General features: G+C 59.5%; 19 protein-coding genes. 9 read left to right on the top strand and 10 right to left on the bottom strand.

Annotated elements, in window-relative coordinates; translation table 11 throughout:
* Positions 1 to 158 precede the first annotated feature (158 nt).
* The 6 genes from PH605_RS05530 to PH605_RS05555 all read left to right on the top strand — a co-directional run bounded on the left by PH605_RS05530 (position 159) and on the right by PH605_RS05555 (position 6,237).
* Positions 159 to 1,424, top strand: a complete 1,266-nt coding sequence (locus tag PH605_RS05530; RefSeq protein WP_078052531.1) for an ABC transporter substrate-binding protein — start codon at positions 159 to 161, stop codon at positions 1,422 to 1,424.
* 64 nt (positions 1,425 to 1,488) lie between these two features.
* On the top strand, positions 1,489 to 2,469 hold the full coding sequence (locus PH605_RS05535; protein ID WP_078052530.1) for a carbohydrate ABC transporter permease: 981 nt from the start codon (positions 1,489 to 1,491) through the stop codon (positions 2,467 to 2,469).
* Positions 2,466 to 3,299: a carbohydrate ABC transporter permease gene (locus tag PH605_RS05540; protein WP_078052529.1), complete on the top strand. Its 834-nt coding sequence runs from the start codon at positions 2,466 to 2,468 to the stop codon at positions 3,297 to 3,299. Before PH605_RS05535 ends, PH605_RS05540 begins: the two co-directional genes overlap by 4 nt.
* 10 nt (positions 3,300 to 3,309) lie before the next feature.
* The gene (locus tag PH605_RS05545; protein ID WP_142846320.1) at positions 3,310 to 4,338 is read left to right on the top strand and encodes an ABC transporter ATP-binding protein; all 1,029 of its coding nucleotides are present in this window, start codon (positions 3,310 to 3,312) and stop codon (positions 4,336 to 4,338) included.
* 57 nt (positions 4,339 to 4,395) lie between these two features.
* On the top strand, positions 4,396 to 5,181 hold the full coding sequence (locus PH605_RS05550; protein ID WP_046801358.1) for a ThuA domain-containing protein: 786 nt from the start codon (positions 4,396 to 4,398) through the stop codon (positions 5,179 to 5,181).
* A gap of 6 nt (positions 5,182 to 5,187) precedes the next feature.
* Positions 5,188 to 6,237, top strand: coding sequence for a Gfo/Idh/MocA family protein (locus PH605_RS05555; RefSeq protein WP_142846322.1), 1,050 nt, complete (start codon positions 5,188 to 5,190; stop codon positions 6,235 to 6,237).
* A gap of 239 nt (positions 6,238 to 6,476) precedes the next feature.
* On the opposite strand, the gene queE is transcribed toward PH605_RS05555, so the two are convergent.
* Genes queE through queC form a run of 3 tightly spaced genes read right to left on the bottom strand, consistent with a single transcriptional unit; the run spans position 6,477 to position 8,295 of the window.
* Positions 6,477 to 7,232: a 7-carboxy-7-deazaguanine synthase QueE gene (gene queE / locus PH605_RS05560; protein ID WP_142846324.1), complete on the bottom strand. Its 756-nt coding sequence runs from the start codon at positions 7,230 to 7,232 to the stop codon at positions 6,477 to 6,479.
* Positions 7,229 to 7,585: a 6-carboxytetrahydropterin synthase QueD gene (gene queD / locus PH605_RS05565; protein WP_142846326.1), complete on the bottom strand. Its 357-nt coding sequence runs from the start codon at positions 7,583 to 7,585 to the stop codon at positions 7,229 to 7,231. The genes queE and queD overlap by 4 nt, the downstream gene beginning before the upstream one ends.
* Positions 7,585 to 8,295 (bottom strand): 7-cyano-7-deazaguanine synthase QueC, encoded by a 711-nt coding sequence (queC, locus tag PH605_RS05570; protein WP_065656300.1) that lies wholly within the window; start codon positions 8,293 to 8,295, stop codon positions 7,585 to 7,587. Before queC ends, queD begins: the two co-directional genes overlap by 1 nt.
* 224 nt (positions 8,296 to 8,519) lie before the next feature.
* Here queC and PH605_RS05575 point away from each other — a divergent pair, with 224 nt between their 5' ends.
* Both PH605_RS05575 and PH605_RS05580 read left to right on the top strand, forming a co-directional pair.
* Positions 8,520 to 8,657: a hypothetical protein gene (locus tag PH605_RS05575; RefSeq protein WP_162856872.1), complete on the top strand. Its 138-nt coding sequence runs from the start codon at positions 8,520 to 8,522 to the stop codon at positions 8,655 to 8,657.
* On the top strand, positions 8,650 to 8,820 hold the full coding sequence (locus tag PH605_RS05580; protein WP_162856874.1) for a hypothetical protein: 171 nt from the start codon (positions 8,650 to 8,652) through the stop codon (positions 8,818 to 8,820). The genes PH605_RS05575 and PH605_RS05580 overlap by 8 nt, the downstream gene beginning before the upstream one ends.
* Before the next feature lie 98 nt (positions 8,821 to 8,918).
* Here PH605_RS05580 and PH605_RS05585 read toward each other — a convergent pair whose 3' ends face one another.
* From PH605_RS05585 to PH605_RS05610, 6 genes are all read right to left on the bottom strand, one after another.
* Positions 8,919 to 10,052, bottom strand: a complete 1,134-nt coding sequence (locus PH605_RS05585) for a Gfo/Idh/MocA family protein (RefSeq protein ID WP_065656301.1) — start codon at positions 10,050 to 10,052, stop codon at positions 8,919 to 8,921.
* Between the two features lie 24 nt (positions 10,053 to 10,076).
* Positions 10,077 to 10,841, bottom strand: a complete 765-nt coding sequence (locus PH605_RS05590) for a sugar phosphate isomerase/epimerase family protein (RefSeq protein ID WP_142846328.1) — start codon at positions 10,839 to 10,841, stop codon at positions 10,077 to 10,079.
* A 57-nt stretch (positions 10,842 to 10,898) separates the two neighbouring features.
* Entirely contained in the window at positions 10,899 to 11,987 is a 1,089-nt protein-coding gene (locus PH605_RS05595) for an ABC transporter ATP-binding protein (RefSeq protein ID WP_031234120.1), read from the bottom strand.
* Positions 11,988 to 11,992: 5 nt separating this feature from the next.
* Positions 11,993 to 12,934: a carbohydrate ABC transporter permease gene (locus tag PH605_RS05600; protein ID WP_142846330.1), complete on the bottom strand. Its 942-nt coding sequence runs from the start codon at positions 12,932 to 12,934 to the stop codon at positions 11,993 to 11,995.
* Positions 12,927 to 13,829 carry a carbohydrate ABC transporter permease gene (locus tag PH605_RS05605; RefSeq protein WP_065656304.1) on the bottom strand — a complete coding sequence of 301 codons (903 nt, stop codon included), beginning with the start codon at positions 13,827 to 13,829 and terminating at the stop codon, positions 12,927 to 12,929. The genes PH605_RS05600 and PH605_RS05605 overlap by 8 nt, the downstream gene beginning before the upstream one ends.
* Positions 13,830 to 13,973: 144 nt before the next feature.
* On the bottom strand, positions 13,974 to 15,206 hold the full coding sequence (locus PH605_RS05610; RefSeq protein ID WP_142846332.1) for an ABC transporter substrate-binding protein: 1,233 nt from the start codon (positions 15,204 to 15,206) through the stop codon (positions 13,974 to 13,976).
* 221 nt (positions 15,207 to 15,427) lie between these two features.
* Between PH605_RS05610 and PH605_RS05615 the strand changes: the two genes are divergently transcribed.
* Positions 15,428 to 16,183, top strand: a complete 756-nt coding sequence (locus PH605_RS05615; protein ID WP_142846338.1) for a CPBP family intramembrane glutamic endopeptidase — start codon at positions 15,428 to 15,430, stop codon at positions 16,181 to 16,183.
* Here PH605_RS05615 and PH605_RS05620 read toward each other — a convergent pair.
* Positions 16,149 to 17,579 (bottom strand): mannose-1-phosphate guanylyltransferase/mannose-6-phosphate isomerase, encoded by a 1,431-nt coding sequence (locus tag PH605_RS05620; RefSeq protein ID WP_174036837.1) that lies wholly within the window; start codon positions 17,577 to 17,579, stop codon positions 16,149 to 16,151. The genes PH605_RS05615 and PH605_RS05620 overlap by 35 nt on opposite strands.
* Positions 17,580 to 17,869: the final 290 nt, after the last annotated feature.

Raw genomic sequence — 17,869 nt, forward strand, 5'->3', positions numbered from 1 at the left:
CCCAAAGGCAAACGCCGAAAAATTGCAGGCGAAAACGGCCGATTTCCGGGAAATTAGAAAGAGTATTGACAGATTGCTCGGCTTTTGAGAGCCTCGCGTCGGTCAAAAGCGCTTTCAATTTTGAGGACAATCGGAAGCGTCAACGGAGGAGTTTGACAATGAATATTTCCATGAAGACTTTGTTCCTGTGCGGAGCGGCGTTTTCCGCCGCCGTCTCAGCTGAGGCGGCCGAGCTTTCCATCGCCGCCAATTCGACAGGCAAGAACGTCGCGTTCTTCCGCGAACGGATCGCCGCCTTCGAGAAAGAGACCGGTCACAAGGTCAATCTCGTCACCATGCCGTCATCGTCCAGCGAACAGTTCAGCCAGTACCGGCTGTGGCTTGCCGCCGGCAACAAGGATGTCGACGTCTACCAGACGGACGTGATCTGGGCGCCGCAGCTGGCCGACCAGTTCGTGGATTTGACCGCAGCGACGAAGGATGTCATCGGCGATCATTTCCCTTCCATCGTCGCCTCGCAGACGGTTGACGGCAAGCTCGTCGCCATGCCGATGTTCACCGACGCGCCGGCGCTTTTCTATCGCAAGGACCTTCTGGAAAAATATGGCAAGCAGCCGCCGAAGACCTGGAAGGAACTGAGCGAGACCGCCAAGGAAATCCAGGACAAGGAGCGCGAGGCAGGCCAGAAGGACCTCTGGGGCTTCGTTTTCCAGGGCAGCGCCTATGAAGGCCTGACCTGCAACGCGCTGGAATGGATCGCTTCCGCAGGCGGCGGCCATATTGTCGAGACCAACGGCGATATCTCCGTCAACAATGAGAAGGCCGCAGCCGCCATCGAAACCGCCAAGGGCTGGGTCGGCACCATCGCGCCGCAGGGCGTGCTCGCTTATAAGGAAGAGGAAGCGCGCGGCGTCTGGCAGACCGGCAATTCCGTCTTCATGCGCAACTGGCCCTATGCCTATGCACTGGGTAATGGCGACGACAGCGCCATCAAGGGCAAGTTCGGCGTCACCCCGCTGCCGGCGGGCGCGGAAGGCGAAGCCCCTGCTTCGACACTTGGCGGCTGGAATCTCGCCGTTTCGAAATATTCCGACGATCAGGAAGCGGCCATTCAGCTCGTGAAATTCCTGGCATCAAAAGACACCCAGAAGATGCGCGCGATCCAGCTTTCCAACATGCCGACCATCGCATCCCTTTACGACGACAAGGATGTCGCTGCTGCGCAGCCCTTCATGCCGACATGGAAGCCGATCTTCCAGACCGCCGTTCCGCGTCCTTCCGCCTCGGCCAAGGTGAAATATAACGAGGTTTCCGCCAAGTTCTGGGGCGCCGTGCACAACACGCTCTCCGGCAACGGCACGGCAGCGGAAAATCTCGAACTTCTCGAGGTTGAACTGACCGATCTCAAAGGCAACGGCTGGTAATCCGGCCCGCGCGGGAGGCGGTCCTGACTGATCGTCTCCCGCGCCCCAACCGCGAGATATCCCCATGAACGACATCGCCCTTCAAAGACCGGTCGCGGCATCCGATGCCGGCACCGGCTCGGATCTCCAGTCGGAAAGACTGAAATCCGCCTGGCTGTTTCTTGCCCCCACATTTCTGGTGCTGGCGCTTGTGGCGGGCTGGCCACTGGTGCGCACCGTGTGGTTCAGCCTCACCGACGCCTCGCTCACCAATCTCGACGGGGCGCAGTTCGTCGGCCTCAAGAACTACCTCACCTGGATCACGCTCAGCAGCGGCCGCACCATCTATCGCGGCCTGCTTGCCGATCCCGCATGGTGGGGCGCGGTTCTCAACACGCTCAAATTCACCATCCTTTCCGTCAGCTTCGAAACCGTGCTCGGCCTCATCGTCGCACTGGTACTGAATGCCGAATTCAAGGGACGCGGCCTCGTGCGCGCCGCGATCCTCGTGCCCTGGGCCATTCCCACCATCGTTTCGGCGCAGATGTGGGCGTGGATGCTGAACGACCAGTTCGGCATATTGAACGACCTGTTCCTCAATCTCGGGCTGATCTCCAACAAGATCGCCTGGACCGCCAATCCCGAGACCGCGATGATCGCCGTGCTGATCGTCGATATCTGGAAGACCACGCCCTTCATGGCCCTGCTCATTCTCGCCGGCCTGCAAATGGTGCCGAAGGACATGTATGAGGCGGCAAAGGTAGATGGCATTCATCCCATCAAGGTGTTCTTCCGCGTCACTTTGCCGATGATCCGCCCGGCCCTCATGGTCGCCGTCATCTTCCGCATGCTGGATGCGATGCGCGTCTTCGATCTCATCTATATCCTGACGCCCAACAACGCCCAGACCCGCACCATGTCAGTGCTGGCGCGTGAGAACCTGTTCGATTTCGATAAGTTCTCCTATGGCGCCGCTGCCTCAACCATGCTGTTCCTCATCATCGCCTCGATCACGGTCATCTATATGTGGCTCGGGCGCGTCAACACCGATGGAGCCGCGCGATGACCCTGCCAAGCATCCTGAAAACCACCGCTTTTTATGCGCTGGTCGCCATCATAATGGTGATTTCGGTATTCCCGTTTTATTACGCGATCCTGACGAGCTTGAAATCCGGCTCGGCGCTGTTCCAGGTCAATTATTGGCCGCGTGACTTCTCGCTGACCAATTACAGCTTCGTCATCGGCAACGGCACGTTTCTGCGCAATCTCGGCAACTCGCTGTTCGTTGCATCTTCGGTTGTCGTGCTATCGCTGTTTCTTGCGGTCACGGCGTCCTATGCTCTCGCCCGCGTCCGCTTCCGTGGCCGCGCGCTACTGCTGCTCACCATCCTGTCGGTTTCGATGTTCCCGCAGATCGCCGTGCTCGCCGGCCTGTTCGAACTGATCCGCTGGGCTGGAATCTTCAACACGCCGCTCGCGCTGATCTTTTCCTACATGATCTTCACCCTGCCCTTCACGGTCTGGGTGCTCACAACCTTCATGCGCGACCTGCCGATCGAGATCGAGGAAGCGGCGATTGTCGATGGTGCAACGCCGTGGGTTATCATCACCCAGGTCTTCATGCCGCTGATGTGGCCGGCGCTTGTTACCACAGGGCTTCTCGCCTTCATCGCGGCGTGGAATGAGTTCCTCTTCGCGCTCACCTTCACCTCATCGAACGAGCAGCGCACGGTGCCTGTCGCCATCGCGCTTTTGTCGGGCGGCTCGCAGTTCGAAATTCCATGGGGAACGATCATGGCAGCGTCCGTCATCGTCACAGCACCCCTCGTCGTCCTCGTTCTGATCTTCCAGCGACGCATCATCTCCGGCCTCACCGCCGGCGGCGTCAAAGGCTAGGAGAAACCAAATGACCACCATTCAACTGCGCGATCTTCGCAAATCCTTCGGCGCCTTCGATGTCATCAAGGGCATCGACATGGATATCCGCTCCGGCGAATTCATGGTCTTCGTCGGCCCTTCCGGCTGCGGCAAGTCCACGCTGCTGCGCCTCATCTGCGGGCTGGAGGAAATTACCAGTGGCACGCTCTCCTTCGATGGCGAGACGGTGAACCGCCTGCCGCCCGCCAAGCGTGGCGTCGCCATGGTCTTCCAGTCCTATGCGCTTTATCCGCACATGACCGTGTTCGAGAACATGGCCTTCGGCATGAAACTGTCAGGCGCGGACAAGGAACAGCGCAGGAAACGCGTGGAAGCGGCGGCCGAGATGCTGCAGCTCACACCCTATCTGGAACGTCTGCCGAAGCAGCTTTCCGGCGGCCAGCGCCAGCGTGTCGCCATCGGCCGCGCCATCGTGCGCGATCCGAAGGTCTTCCTGTTCGACGAGCCGCTCTCCAACCTCGATGCGGCATTGCGCGTTGCCACGCGTCTGGAAATCGCCAAGCTGCATCGCTCGATGCATGACACGACGATGATCTACGTCACCCACGACCAGGTGGAGGCGATGACACTCGCCGACCGTATCTGCGTTTTGCGGGACGGCAGGGTCGAGCAGATCGGCACGCCGCTGGAGCTTTACGAAAGCCCGGTCAACACCTTCGTCGCCGGCTTCATCGGCTCACCGAAGATGAACTTCCTCACCGGCAAATATGCGGAGGCCGAAGGGGCGAAAACCATCGGCATCCGCCCCGAACACATCACCATCGCCACCGATGGCAGCGGCTGGAGCGGCGAGATCGTGCATTCGGAAATGCTGGGATCGGACAGCTATATCTATGTCGAGATCGGCGCGGGTGAACCCGTCGTCGTTCGTGAAGAGGGTGTGACCGGCCGCACGGCCGGTGAACGCATCACCATCGCGCCGGATGCGACGCAGATACATCGTTTCGACGCAGAGGGCCGGGCGCTTGCCCGCAACCCTGCCCGGGGTGCCGCCTGAACATTCAACTTTCGCCGGGCTCACCCAAGGTCCCGGCCTTCACCGAGGAGCATGACAATGACCATCAACACCGTTGTATGGGGCGAAAATATCCACGAACACATCAATGAGACGGTGCGTTCTATCTATCCGAACGGCATGCACAATACCATTGCCGACGCGCTGAACCAGAATCCTGAGATCAACGCCACGACCGCCACGCTGCAGGAGCCGGAACACGGGCTTTCGCAGGAGCGCCTCGACAAGACCGACGTGCTGGTCTGGTGGGGCCACAAGGACCATGGTGCGGTGCAGGACGAGATCGTCGAGCGTGTTGCCAAACGCGTCTGGGAAGGCATGGGCCTCATCGTCCTGCATTCCGGCCACTTCTCCAAGCCGTTCAAGCGCCTGATGGGCACGCCTTGCGCGCTTAAATGGCGTGAGGCGGGCGAGCGTGAACGCCTGTGGACCATCAATCCGCGCCACCCGATTGCAGCCGGCCTGCCCGAGCATTTCGAGCTGGAAAACGAGGAAATGTATGGCGAGCAGTTTTCCGTGCCGGAGCCGCTGGAAACCGTCTTCATCTCCTGGTTCCAGGGCGGCGAAGTCTTCCGGTCCGGTCTTACCTGGCGCCGTGGTGCAGGCAATATCTTCTATTTCCGCCCCGGCCACGAGACCTATCCCACCTATCACGACGCCAATGTCCAGAAGGTCATCAGCAACTCGGTGAAATGGGCCTATAATCCGGTTGGCGCACTGAAAAGCATTCACGACGCCCCCAATGTTCCCGTCGACAAGGCTCTGGAGCCCATCGAAGAACGCGGCCCCAAGCTGCACAAGGCAGGCGAAGCAGGTTACAGGTAAAAAGCCATGAGACTTCTCATTCTCGGAACCGGCGGCATGGCCAACAACCATGCCACCTATTTCTCGCAAATCCCCGGCGTCGAACTGGTCGCGGCAGTGGATGTGGACGATGTGGTGGTGCGGGGCTTTGCGCTGCGCCACAACATTCCGCTCTCCTTCACCTCACTGGATGACGCCATTGCCTGGGGTGAATTCGATGCGGCGGCGAATGTCACGCCGGACGCGATCCACCACCCCACCAGCCTTAAACTGCTGGCGGCCGGCAAGCATGTCTTCTGCGAAAAGCCGCTGGCGGAAAACTACGCCAAGGCCGCCGAAATGGCCGATGCCGCCGAAAAGGCCGGCCTCATTGCCATGGTCAACCTCACCTATCGCAACGTTGCCCCCTTGCAGGCGGCGCGTGAGATGGTGCTGGCAGGCAAGATCGGCAAGGTGCGGCATCTGGAAGCCTCCTATCTCCAGAGCTGGCTCGTTTCCAAGGCCTGGGGCGACTGGATGACGGAGAGCAAGTGGCTGTGGCGGCTTTCCACCAAGCATGGCTCAAACGGCGTGCTTGGTGATGTCGGCATCCACATTCTCGACTTCGCCTCCTATGGCGCGGGCAGCGATGTGGAACGCATCTTCACGCGGCTGAAGACCTTCGACAAATATGAAGGCAACAAAATCGGCGTCTACGACCTCGACGCCAATGACAGCTTCACCATGACCGCCGAGCTTGAAAACGGTGCCATGGGCGTCATCCATGCCAGCCGCTGGGCGACGGGTCACTTGAACGAACTTCGTCTGCGTATCCATGGCGACAAGGGAGCATTGGAAGTGATCCACACGCCTGACTATTCCAGCCTGCGCGCCTGCATCGGCGAGGATGTGGAAAAGGCGATATGGAAGACCATCGATGTCGACCCGGTGCCGACGAATTACGAAAAATTCGCCAGGGCCGTCATGGAAGGCGGCCCCGCCGATCCGGATTTCCGTCATGCCGCCAATCTGCAGAAGGTGCTCGATCTGTCGATCATTGCGGATCGGGAACGGCGTGAGGTGGCTGTTTCGGCTTGATGTGAAAGAACGATATGCGGCACGACGTTGCCGCGTATTTCTTCTCCCCCGCCGGGGAGAAGGTGGCCCGAAGGGTCGGATGAGGGGGAGACGTTGCCGGAATTCGGAGAGCTTGCCCCCTCATCCCGCTGCCGCGACCTTCTCCCCCTCGGGGAGAAGAAACAAGCGGCTTCCGGCCAATACATTGTGCGCCTCTTAAGGATGCAAACTGTGGGGTGGAATTTCACTCCTGCGTAGCGTCACACCCCGCGCTTATTCCCCCACAACAGCACATGCAGCTGCGGCAGCACCCGGGCGGAAAACCAGCGGTCTTCGCTCACCTTGTCCACCAGCCACAACATCCGGTCCATCACCCCGTCGATATCCACCCGCGCATCGTCGTCATCCGGCGGCGGCGGAGTATGGTTGCCGGGCTGGAGATAGACAGGCAAATGCGGGAAACGCGCGGATGCCGCCTTGGCATAGGCATAATCCGCATCGTCGAACACCACGATCTTTAGCGCCGCCTGCGGTTCGTCGCCGGCGGCGGCAAGACAGTCTTCGAAGGCCTGCCAGTCCGTTTCCATGCCGCTCGATGGCGGCTTGGGGCTCAGCACCAGATGGTCGAGATCGGCAAACCAGTCTTTCGCGATGCTGCCCTGCGTTTCCAGCGCGAAACGATACCCCTCGCCCTGCCCCTTCGCGATCAAGGCCCCGAGCGGTTGAATGGCCGGATTGCCGCCTGAAAGCGAAACCGTCAGCGGCACGCCGCCGGAAAGCCGCCGCACCTCCTGCCAGATCGCCTCGACAGGCATTGGCTTCCATGTATTGCGGTACTCGCTGTCGACCGCATGCAGCGTATCGCACCAGGAACAACGATAGTCGCAGCCGCCGGTACGCACGAAAACGGTCGGCAGACCGATCAGCAGGCCTTCGCCCTGAATGGTCGGGCCGAAGATTTCGCTGATGCGGATCGTGGTCTCCTTGGCTGCAATCTTGTGTGCAACCGCCGTCATGGCCGGTATTCCGCCCAGGTCTTGGCGGTTTCGCTGACCCGCACGGCGCTGGTTTCCGGCAGGCGATCCTTGCACCAGTCGTAAAAATGCTTCGCCAGACATTCCGCCGTCACCCGGTCATGGCCAAGAACGTCGTTCAGGTGGCGATGGTCGAAATGATAGTCGATATAGCGTTTCAGCGGTGCAAGCTCGTGATAGTCGCGCACAAAACCGTGCTCGTTCAGCGCTTCGCCTGCCAGCTCGATCTCGACGATGTAATTATGCCCGTGGAGGCGATTGCATTGGTGATCCGACGGCAGGCTTTTTAACTGGTGCGAGGCGGAGAAGTGAAATTCCTTGGTGATGCGGAACATCAGCGCACCTCCTGCGCCGCATAGGCATGGGTGGCCGCCACCCAGAAATCCGGGTCCTCATAGTCGGTCGGATCGGTGACACCGGCCAGATGAAAGGCCTCGCGCCGTTCCACGCAGGTGCCGCAGCGGCCGCAGTGGCGCAAGCCGCCCTTGTAACAGGACCATGTTTCGCCAAAGGGCGTGCCGTATTTCGCACCATCGGTCACAATCGCCGCCTTGGAAACGGTGACATAGGGGGCGAAGAGCTTGACGTCGGCATAACCTTCCAGCGCATGCGCCTGCATGGCATTGAAACTGTCGATGAAACCCGGCCGGCAATCGGGGTAGATGAAGTGATCGCCGCCATGCACGGCAATCGCCACGGCATCCGCCTGCTGCGCGGCGGCCAGCCCGAAAGCGATGGTGAGCATGATGGCGTTGCGGTTCGGCACCACGGTGGAGCGCATGGTCTCTTCCGCATAATGCCCGTCCGGCACCTCCACGTCGTCGGTCAGCGCCGAACCGGTGAGATGGGCGCCGATGGTTCTGATATCGATGATATGATGCGGCACGCCGAGACGCCTTGCGCAATCGGCCGCGTATTCCAGCTCCTTCCTGTGGCGCTGGCCATAATCGAAGGAGACGAGAGCAAGAAGTTCGTGTTCCGCCGCGATTTTATGCGCAAGCGAAACGGAGTCCAGTCCGCCGGAGCAGATGACGATGGTTTTCATAATTTGGGATCCCTTGTTTTGACCGGGTGGGCTGCGACCGGATTACGGGGAGCGGCTTTAAACCAAACCGACGGGCTTGTGAAGGGCCTTGCGGAAATCGCGCAAAGCCACGCCATCACGAAAACGCCCCTCGGCAGCAACAAGATGAAACAATCGGGACATATGCGGGAAACCGGCACGATCTAGAACGATGCGAAATCTGCTGTTCTTGAAGGGTCTTGCCAATGGTGGCGGCTGATACATTTCTGTTTTCGCTGAGCAACCTCAGCTCTCTCGGCACCGCCATCCTGATGGCGATGGCGGGCATGCTTTATGTCACGCTCACCATTCGCGGGCTGATCACCGCCATACGTCATGGATAAGGCTCTCGACACAAAACGCCACCGGTTCAGGCGCAATCTCACCACAGCGCTCGTTGTCGCCTCGGCGGCGCTCGTCGCGGCTGTTGGCATAGCCCCTTTCGTGTTCCTGATCTGGATGGTCAGGACCGTTGCGCGCTGGCTGGGTCTTTTTGTCGGCCTATGAAAATCTGATGAACACGCGACGCTCGCCATTAAATGGCTGAGCGGAAAAGGCCCGGCGAACTGGCAGTGCGCCGGGCCTTTTTTGCGTTGGCTTTGCGCTCAGCGCAGCAGCGCCTGCGCCTCCTCGATGCCGAGTGCCGCCGGCTGGGTGCAGGTCGTCGTCATTTCGATGAAACGGCCCTCCTCCCCGGATTTGAGGATCGAGGTCATCACATCGATACCGTGCAGGGAGCGATCCAGCGAGCAACGGGCATCACGCCCCTCCAAAATCGCAATCGCCATATCGGCAAGGCCTGCCGTGCGATAATTGGCGCGCGGGCCGTTCGGGCTTTCCTGATTGGCAATGCCGAAGGGATGCGCCCAGTCTTCCAGCGGCTGGATATTCTTGTCCCGTCCGCTCGCTTCCACCACGCCGCCGAAGAAGTTCGGATCCGGCACATAGATCGAGCCTTCCGTGCCATAGAGCTCCATATTGGCGTGGCGATGCGACCAGACATCCCAGCTTGCCGAAAGCGTGATCGTCGCGCCGTTCACGAATTCCAGCAGGGCATGGATATTGGTCGGTGTTTCGACCGGGATGATTTCGCCGTTCAACGGCTGGCTGGTCACCGTACGGGTGGGGTTCGCCATGCTGGTCAGCGCACCGACGCGCTTCACCGGGCCGATGAGGTTGATGAGGTTGGCAACGTAATAAGGCCCGAGATCGAGGATCGGCCCGCCGCCCTTCAGGAAGAAGAAGCCCGGATTGGGGTGCCACATCTCCATGCCGGGGCTCATCACATGGCAGGTGCCGGAGGTGATGCGCCCTACCTTGCCGTCATCGATATATTGCCGGGCAAGCTGATGCGCGCCGCCGAGGAAAGTATCCGGCGCGCAGCCGACGGAGAGGTTCTTCTCCCGGGCGATGCGCCGTAGCTCCTCGCCTTCCTCCAGCGAAAGCACCAGCGGCTTTTCCGAATAGACGTGCTTGCCTGCCTCGAGGGCGGCTTTCGACACCGGAAAATGCGCGGCGGGAATGGTGAGGTTCACCACCACATCGATATCCTTGTTGGCGAGCAGTTCATCGATGGACTGCGCGACGACACCGAATTCTTCCGCCCTCAACTCCGCCGCATTGCGGTTGAGATCGGCGCAGGCAAGCACCTTGATGCCCTTGAAGAGCGGTGCCAGCGAAAAGTAAGCAGACGAGATATTGCCGCATCCGATGATGCCGACGCCAAGATCCCTGGCCATGATGGAAACTCCGAAAATTGAAACTTAGTAGGTTTTGAAAGATGCGATCGAGCGGGTGATCAGCCGGTCGATATCCTTGGGATTGTCGTGCTCGACCACGAAATGTTTCGTGGCGGATTTCGCCTTCAGCGCCGCGACGAGGCCCTTCCAGTCCACGGTCCCATGGCCGACATCGGCCCAGCCATCCTCATCCGCATTCTCACCTGCTGGTGCGATATCCTTCACATGTACCGCAGTAATGCGCTTGCCGCAGCTTTCGATCCAGGCGAGCGGATCGGCATTGCCGCGAATGATCCAGGCGATATCCGCCTCCCATTTCAAATCCGGGCCACCGGCAAAAATCTGCTCCTGTGGGGTGGAACCGTCACCAAGCGTCTTGAACTCGAAATCGTGGTTATGCCAGCCGAAGACCAGCCCGGCATCGACGAAAGGCTTGCCCGCTTCCTGCAGGCGCTTGCCGAAAGCGAACCAGCCTGCGGCATCTGTCGGGCGCTGGTCAGGCATCAGATAAGGGCAATAGATCGCCTCAACACCCAGAACTTTCGCAATGTTCAGCGCCTTTTTCGGGTCGCCCTCAAGAAGGTCGAGGCCGAAATGGCCGGTCGGCATGGCAAGGCCATTGGCGTCGAGTTCGGCGCGCAGGCCTTTCAAACCGGCATCATCCAGCGAAGCGTACATCGCGCCATAACCTTCGACATGTTTATAACCCGCCGCAGAAAGCTTCTTCAGAATGTTGGAAAAAGGCTGGAAATTACGGGCGCTGTAAAGCTGGAAACCGAGTTCTGTCATTGTCTCCTCCATAGAGATCTGGGTCTTGGGATTGTGTGGGGGTAAATGGAAGCTGTTCTAGAGCCGGTCCTCGCTTTGTGCGTCGAACAGCGAGGCCATCGTCATGTCGAGGCCGAGGCGCACCTTGGTGCCGGGTGAAAACCGCCTGTGGCCGCCGACACGCACGGACATGGTATGCCCGGCATGTTTCAGCCAGATCAGATTGTCGGCGCCCATCGGTTCCTCGATATCGACAACCGCCTCATGCACTTCACCGCCGACAATATCGGCATCGACGCGCACATGTTCGGGGCGGACACCCAGAACCACGGCACGGCCGGCGGCGAGCGGCGTTTCCGCATGATAGCCATCCAGCGCGAAAGTCACGCCATTGGTGGTGAAGACCACCTTGCCGTCCTTTTCGATCAACTCGCCGCGCAGGAAATTCATCGACGGCGAGCCGATGAAACCGGCGACGAAGAGGTTTCGCGGCTTGTTGTAGATGGTGACGGGATCGGCAAGCTGCTGGATGACGCCGCTTTTCATGATGGCGATGCGGTCCGCCAGCGTCAGCGCCTCGATCTGATCATGCGTCACATAGATCATGGTGTTCTTCAGCGACTGGTGCAGCCGCTTGATTTCGACGCGCAGTTCCGAGCGCAGCTTGGCGTCGAGGTTGGAGAGCGGCTCGTCGAACAGGAACACATCCACATCGCGCACCAGTGCCCGGCCGATGGCCACGCGCTGGCGCTGGCCGCCTGAAAGCTCGGCAGGCTTGCGCTTCAGCAGCGGCTCGATCTGCAATATGCCGGCCGCCCTTTTGACGCGGCGGTCGATTTCCTCTTTCGGCACCTTGGCGACCTGAAGGCCGAAGGACAGGTTTTTCTCCACCGTCATCTGCGGATAAAGCGCATAGGACTGGAACACCATGCCAATGCCTCGGTCTTTCGGCTCCTCCCAGGTGACGTTGCGGTCCTTGATGAAGATCTGTCCGTCGGTCGGCTCCAGAAGGCCGGCGATGCAATTGAGAAGGGTCGACTTTCCGCAGCCGGAAGAACCGAGCAGCACGAGGAATTCGCCGTCGTAAATATCGAGATTGAGGTCTTTCAGCACGGTGACGGCACCGAAGGACAGGGAAAGATCGCGGATGGAAACGCTTTTGTTCATATAGCTCAACCTTTTACTGCGCCTGCGGCAATGCCGCGGACGAAAAGCCTGCCGGAGACGAAATAGACGATCAGCGGCACGGCACCCGTGAGAAGGGTTGCGGCCATGTTGACGTTATATTCCTTCACGCCCTGCACGGAGTTGACGATATTATTGAGCTGCACCGTCATCGGGTAATATTCCGGCCGCGTGAACACCACGCCGAACAGGAAGTCGTTCCAGATGCCGGTCACCTGCAGGATCATCGCCACGACGAAGATCGGCAGCGACATGGGCAGCATGATGCGGAAATAGATCTGCCAGAAATTGGCGCCATCGATGCGCGCCGCCTTGAACAATTCTTCCGGCAGCGAGGCGAAATAATTGCGGAACAGCAGCGTCAGGATCGGCATGCCGAAAATGGTGTGCACGATGACGAGGCCGGTCAGCGTGCCATAAACACCCATTTCGCGCAGCACGATGACGATCGGATAGATCATCACCTGATAGGGAATGAAAGCACCGATGATGAGGATGGAGAAGAACAGTTCCGATCCCTTGAACTTCCAGTTCGCCATGGCGTAGCCGCTGACGGAGGCGACGACGATCGAGATCACCACCGAAGGCACGAGGATGCGCACCGAATTCCAGAAGCCGCGTGAAAGCCCGTCGCAGTTCAAGCCCGTGCAGGCATTGGCCCAGGCCTTCACCCAGGGCTCGAAAGTGATTTCCACCGGCGGCGCGAAGATGTTGCCGAGCCGGATTTCCGGCATGCCCTTCAGCGAGGTGACGACCATCACGTAAAGCGGCAGCAGGTAATAGGCGGCAGCCACGATGAGCGTGCCGTAAAGAATGATGTTGCGCCGGGAAAAGGTTTTCCTCGGCTTCCTGCCGCGCGGGCCGGAAAGGTCCTGGGCAACCGCATCGCTGGCGGCAACAACCGTGTTCAATGTGCTGATATTAGCCACGCTTCTTGCCTCCGAATTCGAGGTAGGCCCATGGAATGATGATGATCGCGACCGTCAGGAGCATCATTGTCGAGGCGGCGAAGCCCTGCCCCAGGTTCTGTGCCTGGAACATGTAGTCATAGACATATTTCGCCGGCACTTCGGACGCGATGCCCGGCCCGCCGCTCGTCTGCGCCACGACGAGATCGTAGACCTTGACGATGCCGCTGGCGATGATGACCAGCGTGGTGATGAAGACCGGCCGCATCATGGGAATGATGATGAGAATATAGGTCTTCCACATCGGAATGCCGTCGACACGCGTCGCCTTCCAGATGTCCTCATCGATACCGCGAAGACCCGCGAGCATCAGGCACATGACGAGCCCCGTGCCCTGCCAGAGTGCCGCGATCAGGATGCCGTAGATAACGATCTGGGAATTATAGAGCGGATCGAAGGTGAAACTTTCCCAGCCCATCGAGCGAACCACGGACTGGACGCCGAATTCCGGGTTCAGCAGCCATTGCCAGACGAGGCCGGTGACGATGAAGGACAGGGCGAAAGGATAGAGGAAAATGGTGCGGAAGGTATTTTCGAAACGAATTTTCTGATCCATCAGCGCCGCCAGCACGAAACCGATGACGAGGCTGAAAATAAGCGACAACACGCCGTAGATCGCCAGATTCTGGATGGACACGATCCAGCGTGGTGCTGCCCACAAACGCTCATATTGATCGAAACCGATGAAGCTCGCCCGCGGCAGAAGCTTTGAATTGGTGAAGGAATAAACCACCGTCCAGATCGTTCCGCCGAGGAAGATCACCATGGCGGTCAATATCATGGGAATGGAGGCAATCTTGGAATTGAGATTGCGGAAAAGCTGGTTGGGGCGCCCCGAGCGCGCTTGACCTGCCATGTTACCTCCTACTGTAACGTTACAGTCAACAGTCAGGCAAAAAACCTCACCGCATGAAACCCCTGCCCGTGCTGATGATTGTTGCACAGGCAGGACGCTGGGAAGGAAAGCGGCGAACCGCTTTCCCACCCGGAGAGATCACACTCAGTCCGCTGAACCGATAATGTCCGCGAAGCGCTTCTGCCCGTCTTCCGCTGACATCGAGCCCGCGAAGAATTCCGCCATCAGGTCTTCCTTCTGTTTCTGCGTATCGGCGGAAATCAGCTGGTCGGTGCTGGTGAGGGCATTGCCCTTGGCCAGAATTGCCAGACCCTTTTTCATGCAGTCATTGGCTGCATTCAGATCGACGTCGCCGCGGATCGGCAGCGAGCCTTTCTTCAGGTTAAAGGCCACCTGCGTTTTTGGATCGACGATGGTTGCGGCGAGAACGTCCTGCGCCTTGGTTTTCGCCTCGTCCTTCAAAACAGGGAAATAAAAGGCGTCGCCGCCCGTGGTGAGATATTCACTGAGGCCAAGACCGGGAAGGCAGGAATAATCCGTGCCGGCTTTCTGGTTGGCCAGCTGGAATTCACCCTGCGCCCAGTCACCCATGATCTGGCCGCCGGCCTTGCCGGTGATGACCATGTTGGTGGCCTGGTTCCAGTCCTGAACATTGGTGCCCTTGGCCATGTCGCGCGCCTCGACGGCAGCCGCGAAAATCTTCGCCATCTCGGGCCCGGCTGCCGCCTCGGCATCCTTGTCGCCATAGACATTCTGATAAAGGTCCTTGCCACCGATCGAAAGCGTCAGCGTGTCGAAGAGGCCGTTGGCCTGCCATGCCTGCCCACCGAGCGCGAGCGGCTGGATGCCGGCCTTTTTCAGCGCCGGCGCGGCGGCAACGAATTCCGTCCAGTTCTTCGGAACCTCGACGCCCGCCTTCTTGAAGGCTTCATTGGAAAGCCATAGCCATTGCCATGAATGGATGTTTACCGGCGCGCAGTAAATCTTACCGTCGATAGTGCAGCTGTCGAGCAGGCTTGCCGGCTTGATGACGTCCTTCCAGTTGCCCTTTGCGGCAACATCGGACAGGTCGCGCATCAGGCCTGCCTGCACCAGCTCTTCCGCCTGACGGCCGTGGTTGAACTGGGTCGCGCCCATCGGGTCGCCGCCGGTGATACGGCTGATCATGATCGGACGGGCCGTGCCGCCCGAACCGGCAATCGCGCCATCCACCCATTTGTTGCCGGTTGCGTCGAAAGCCTTGGCCAATTCGGCGACCGCTGCGGCTTCGCCGCCCGATGTCCACCAATGGGTCACCTCAAGATCGGTGGCCCCGGCGATACCCGCCGGAATCATGACGCTGGCCAGAAAAGCCGCAGAAATAACACGCATTCGCATGAGTCTCCTCCCTCACTGAAACGTTGCAGTTGGAACGTATGCGAAGATTTTTGATTAGGCAACCGCCTAAAATACGAATCTCACAGCGCCCCTCAGGAGGCATTTCGAACGATTGGAAATGCGCCGGATAGATATGCGGCACAGGGGATTGCGCTGCGTAATCCACACGCAATGCCAGTCGCTTAGAAAACTTCGTCGTGAGTAAAACAGGCGAAGAGACCATGAAGCGCTGGCATATTCTTTTGGTCATCGGACTGGCTGGCGTCGCATCGCTTTTATTGGCGACATTTGAGCAGCTTGTACCGGGACAGCAAGTTTCATTCGGAATGCGCCTGCTGATCCTCATCCAGCCGGCAATACTGACCGTTGCGGCGGTTGCAACCGGTCAGGCTCTGGCCGCAAAACTCGGGCTTGGCGCGCCCTTGGTCGATAGCTGGCTGACGGGCGGCAACCCGCGCGCGGTGCTGGGAACACAGGTGCCGCCCGCACTGGCGGTGGGCATTGCCGTCGGCCTGCTGATGATCGCCTATTCATCGGCGATCCTGCCATCGGTCGCGGATGCGGCCACCATGGCAAAAATGACCGTGTTTAATGTCCCGCTGGCGACCCGGATTCTCTATGGCGGAATCACGGAGGAGCTATTGACCCGATGGGGCCTGATGTCGTTTCTCGCCTGGGCGCTCTGGCGCATGACAGGAAGAGGACAGATTCGACCGGTGATTTTGTGGGCCGCCATCCTTATGGAGGCGGCGCTCTTCGCCGCAGGTCATCTGCCGTTTCTGTTTGCGATTGTCGCTCGGCCGCAGGCGGCGCTGATCCTTGCAGTCCTGCTCACCAATTTCATTCCCGGCCTGCTGTTCGGATGGCTGTTCTGGCGTCGGGGGCTGGAAGCGGCGATGCTTTCCCATGCCCTTGCTCAAACCTTCGGTGCTGGCGGCAATTCTATTGCCTTTTATAATCGTCCTCGATGCGGATGACATCATCCTCGCCGATATAGGCTCCGGTCTGGATTTCGACCAGTTCGAGCGGGATCTGCCCCTCATTGGCAAGCCGGTGCGGCTGGCCGATCGGGATATAGACCGACTGGTTCTCCGTCAGCAACTTCGTCTCTTCGCCGATCGTCACCGTCGCCGTACCCTTGACGACGATCCAGTGTTCCGAGCGGTGATAATGTTTCTGGAACGAGATGCGGTGGCCGGGATCGACCGTGATATGACCCACCCGGTAACGCTCGTCCACATACATGTGTTCGATATAACCCCAGGGGCGATAGACGCGCTTGTGGGTCTGCGTCTGCGGCGCATGTTCGCCGTCCTTCAGCGTCTCCACCAGACCCTTCACATCCTGCACCCGGTTCTTCGGCACCACCAGAACCGCATCCTTGGTGGCCACCACCACCATGTCCCTGGCGCCAACCACCGTCGTCAGCAATTGCGTCGAATGGATGAGGCAGCCTTCGGAATCGATGAAGACGCCGTTGCCTTCCAGCGCATTGTCGTTGCCGCGCTTGTCGGCGATTTCCCAGATCGCATCCCAGCTGCCGATATCCGACCAGCGGAAATGGCCATGCACCACCGCCATGCGTCTGGTCTTCTCGATCACCGCGTAGTCGATGGAGTTTTTCGGGGAAGCCTCGAAGCTTGCCTGATGCAGGCGCACGAAACCGAGGTCGCTTTCATATTGCTCGACCGCCTGCGTCACCGCCGCAAGAATCTCCGGGGCGAAGGCCTTCAGTTCGGCGATCATCACATCGGAGCGGAACAGGAAATTGCCGGAATTCCAGAGATAACCCTTTTCCAGATAGGAGATCGCCGTCTTCATATCCGGCTTTTCCACGAAGGCATCGACGGTGCTGAGGTCTTTTTCGCCATCGATCGCCTCGCCCGGCTTGATATAACCGTAGGAGGTGCGCGGTTCGGTGGGCACCAGGCCGAAGACGACGATATTGCCCTGATCGGCGGCTTTTGCGCCGAGTTTCACGGCCTGTGAAAACTTGTCGGCATCGAGCACCACATGGTCGGCGGCAAGCGCCAGCACCAGGCATCCGGGCTCGCGGCGCTCGGCCAGCACGGCAGCGGCGGCCATGGCGGCGGCGCTGTCGCGGCGGGCGGGCTCCAGCACCACGGTTGCCGGCAGATCGATCTCTTCGGCCTGACGGCGGGCGAAGAACCGGAAATCCTCATTGGTGATCACCAGCGGCTCGGCATAAAGGCCCTTGTCGCCCACCCGCTGCAGCGTCTGCTGATAGGTCGAAAGATTGCCGACCAGCGGCTGGAACTGCTTGGGCAACTGATCGCGCGATACCGGCCAAAGCCGCGAACCAGCACCGCCGGCCAGAAGAACCGGCGTGATCTTTCGAGAGTGTTCCTTCACAACAAAACCTTTCCAACTCTAAAAATTTCCCGGCGCGCCGGACAATATACATATTTCAAAATACCGCCATCATCGGTTCACGGGCGGATAAGCGCAAGCTCATAAATTCGCCTTGTGAAAGCTTGGTGAACGGACGATGGGGCATTTAGAGGCATGTCGATTGCCTGCGGACCCACCCCGCTAACGCCAGGCGGCGGGCGAGGTTCCACGCGTGACAGGCACGGCAGGCGGCGAAGCAGATGGTGAGCGGGAATTAATCGATTGAATCGGCCGCAAATTTCATCACGCTT

The sequence above is a fragment of the Agrobacterium sp. CFBP 3001 genome (assembly GCF_027871605.1).
GTDB classification, from domain to species: Bacteria; Pseudomonadota; Alphaproteobacteria; order Rhizobiales; family Rhizobiaceae; genus Agrobacterium; species Agrobacterium leguminum.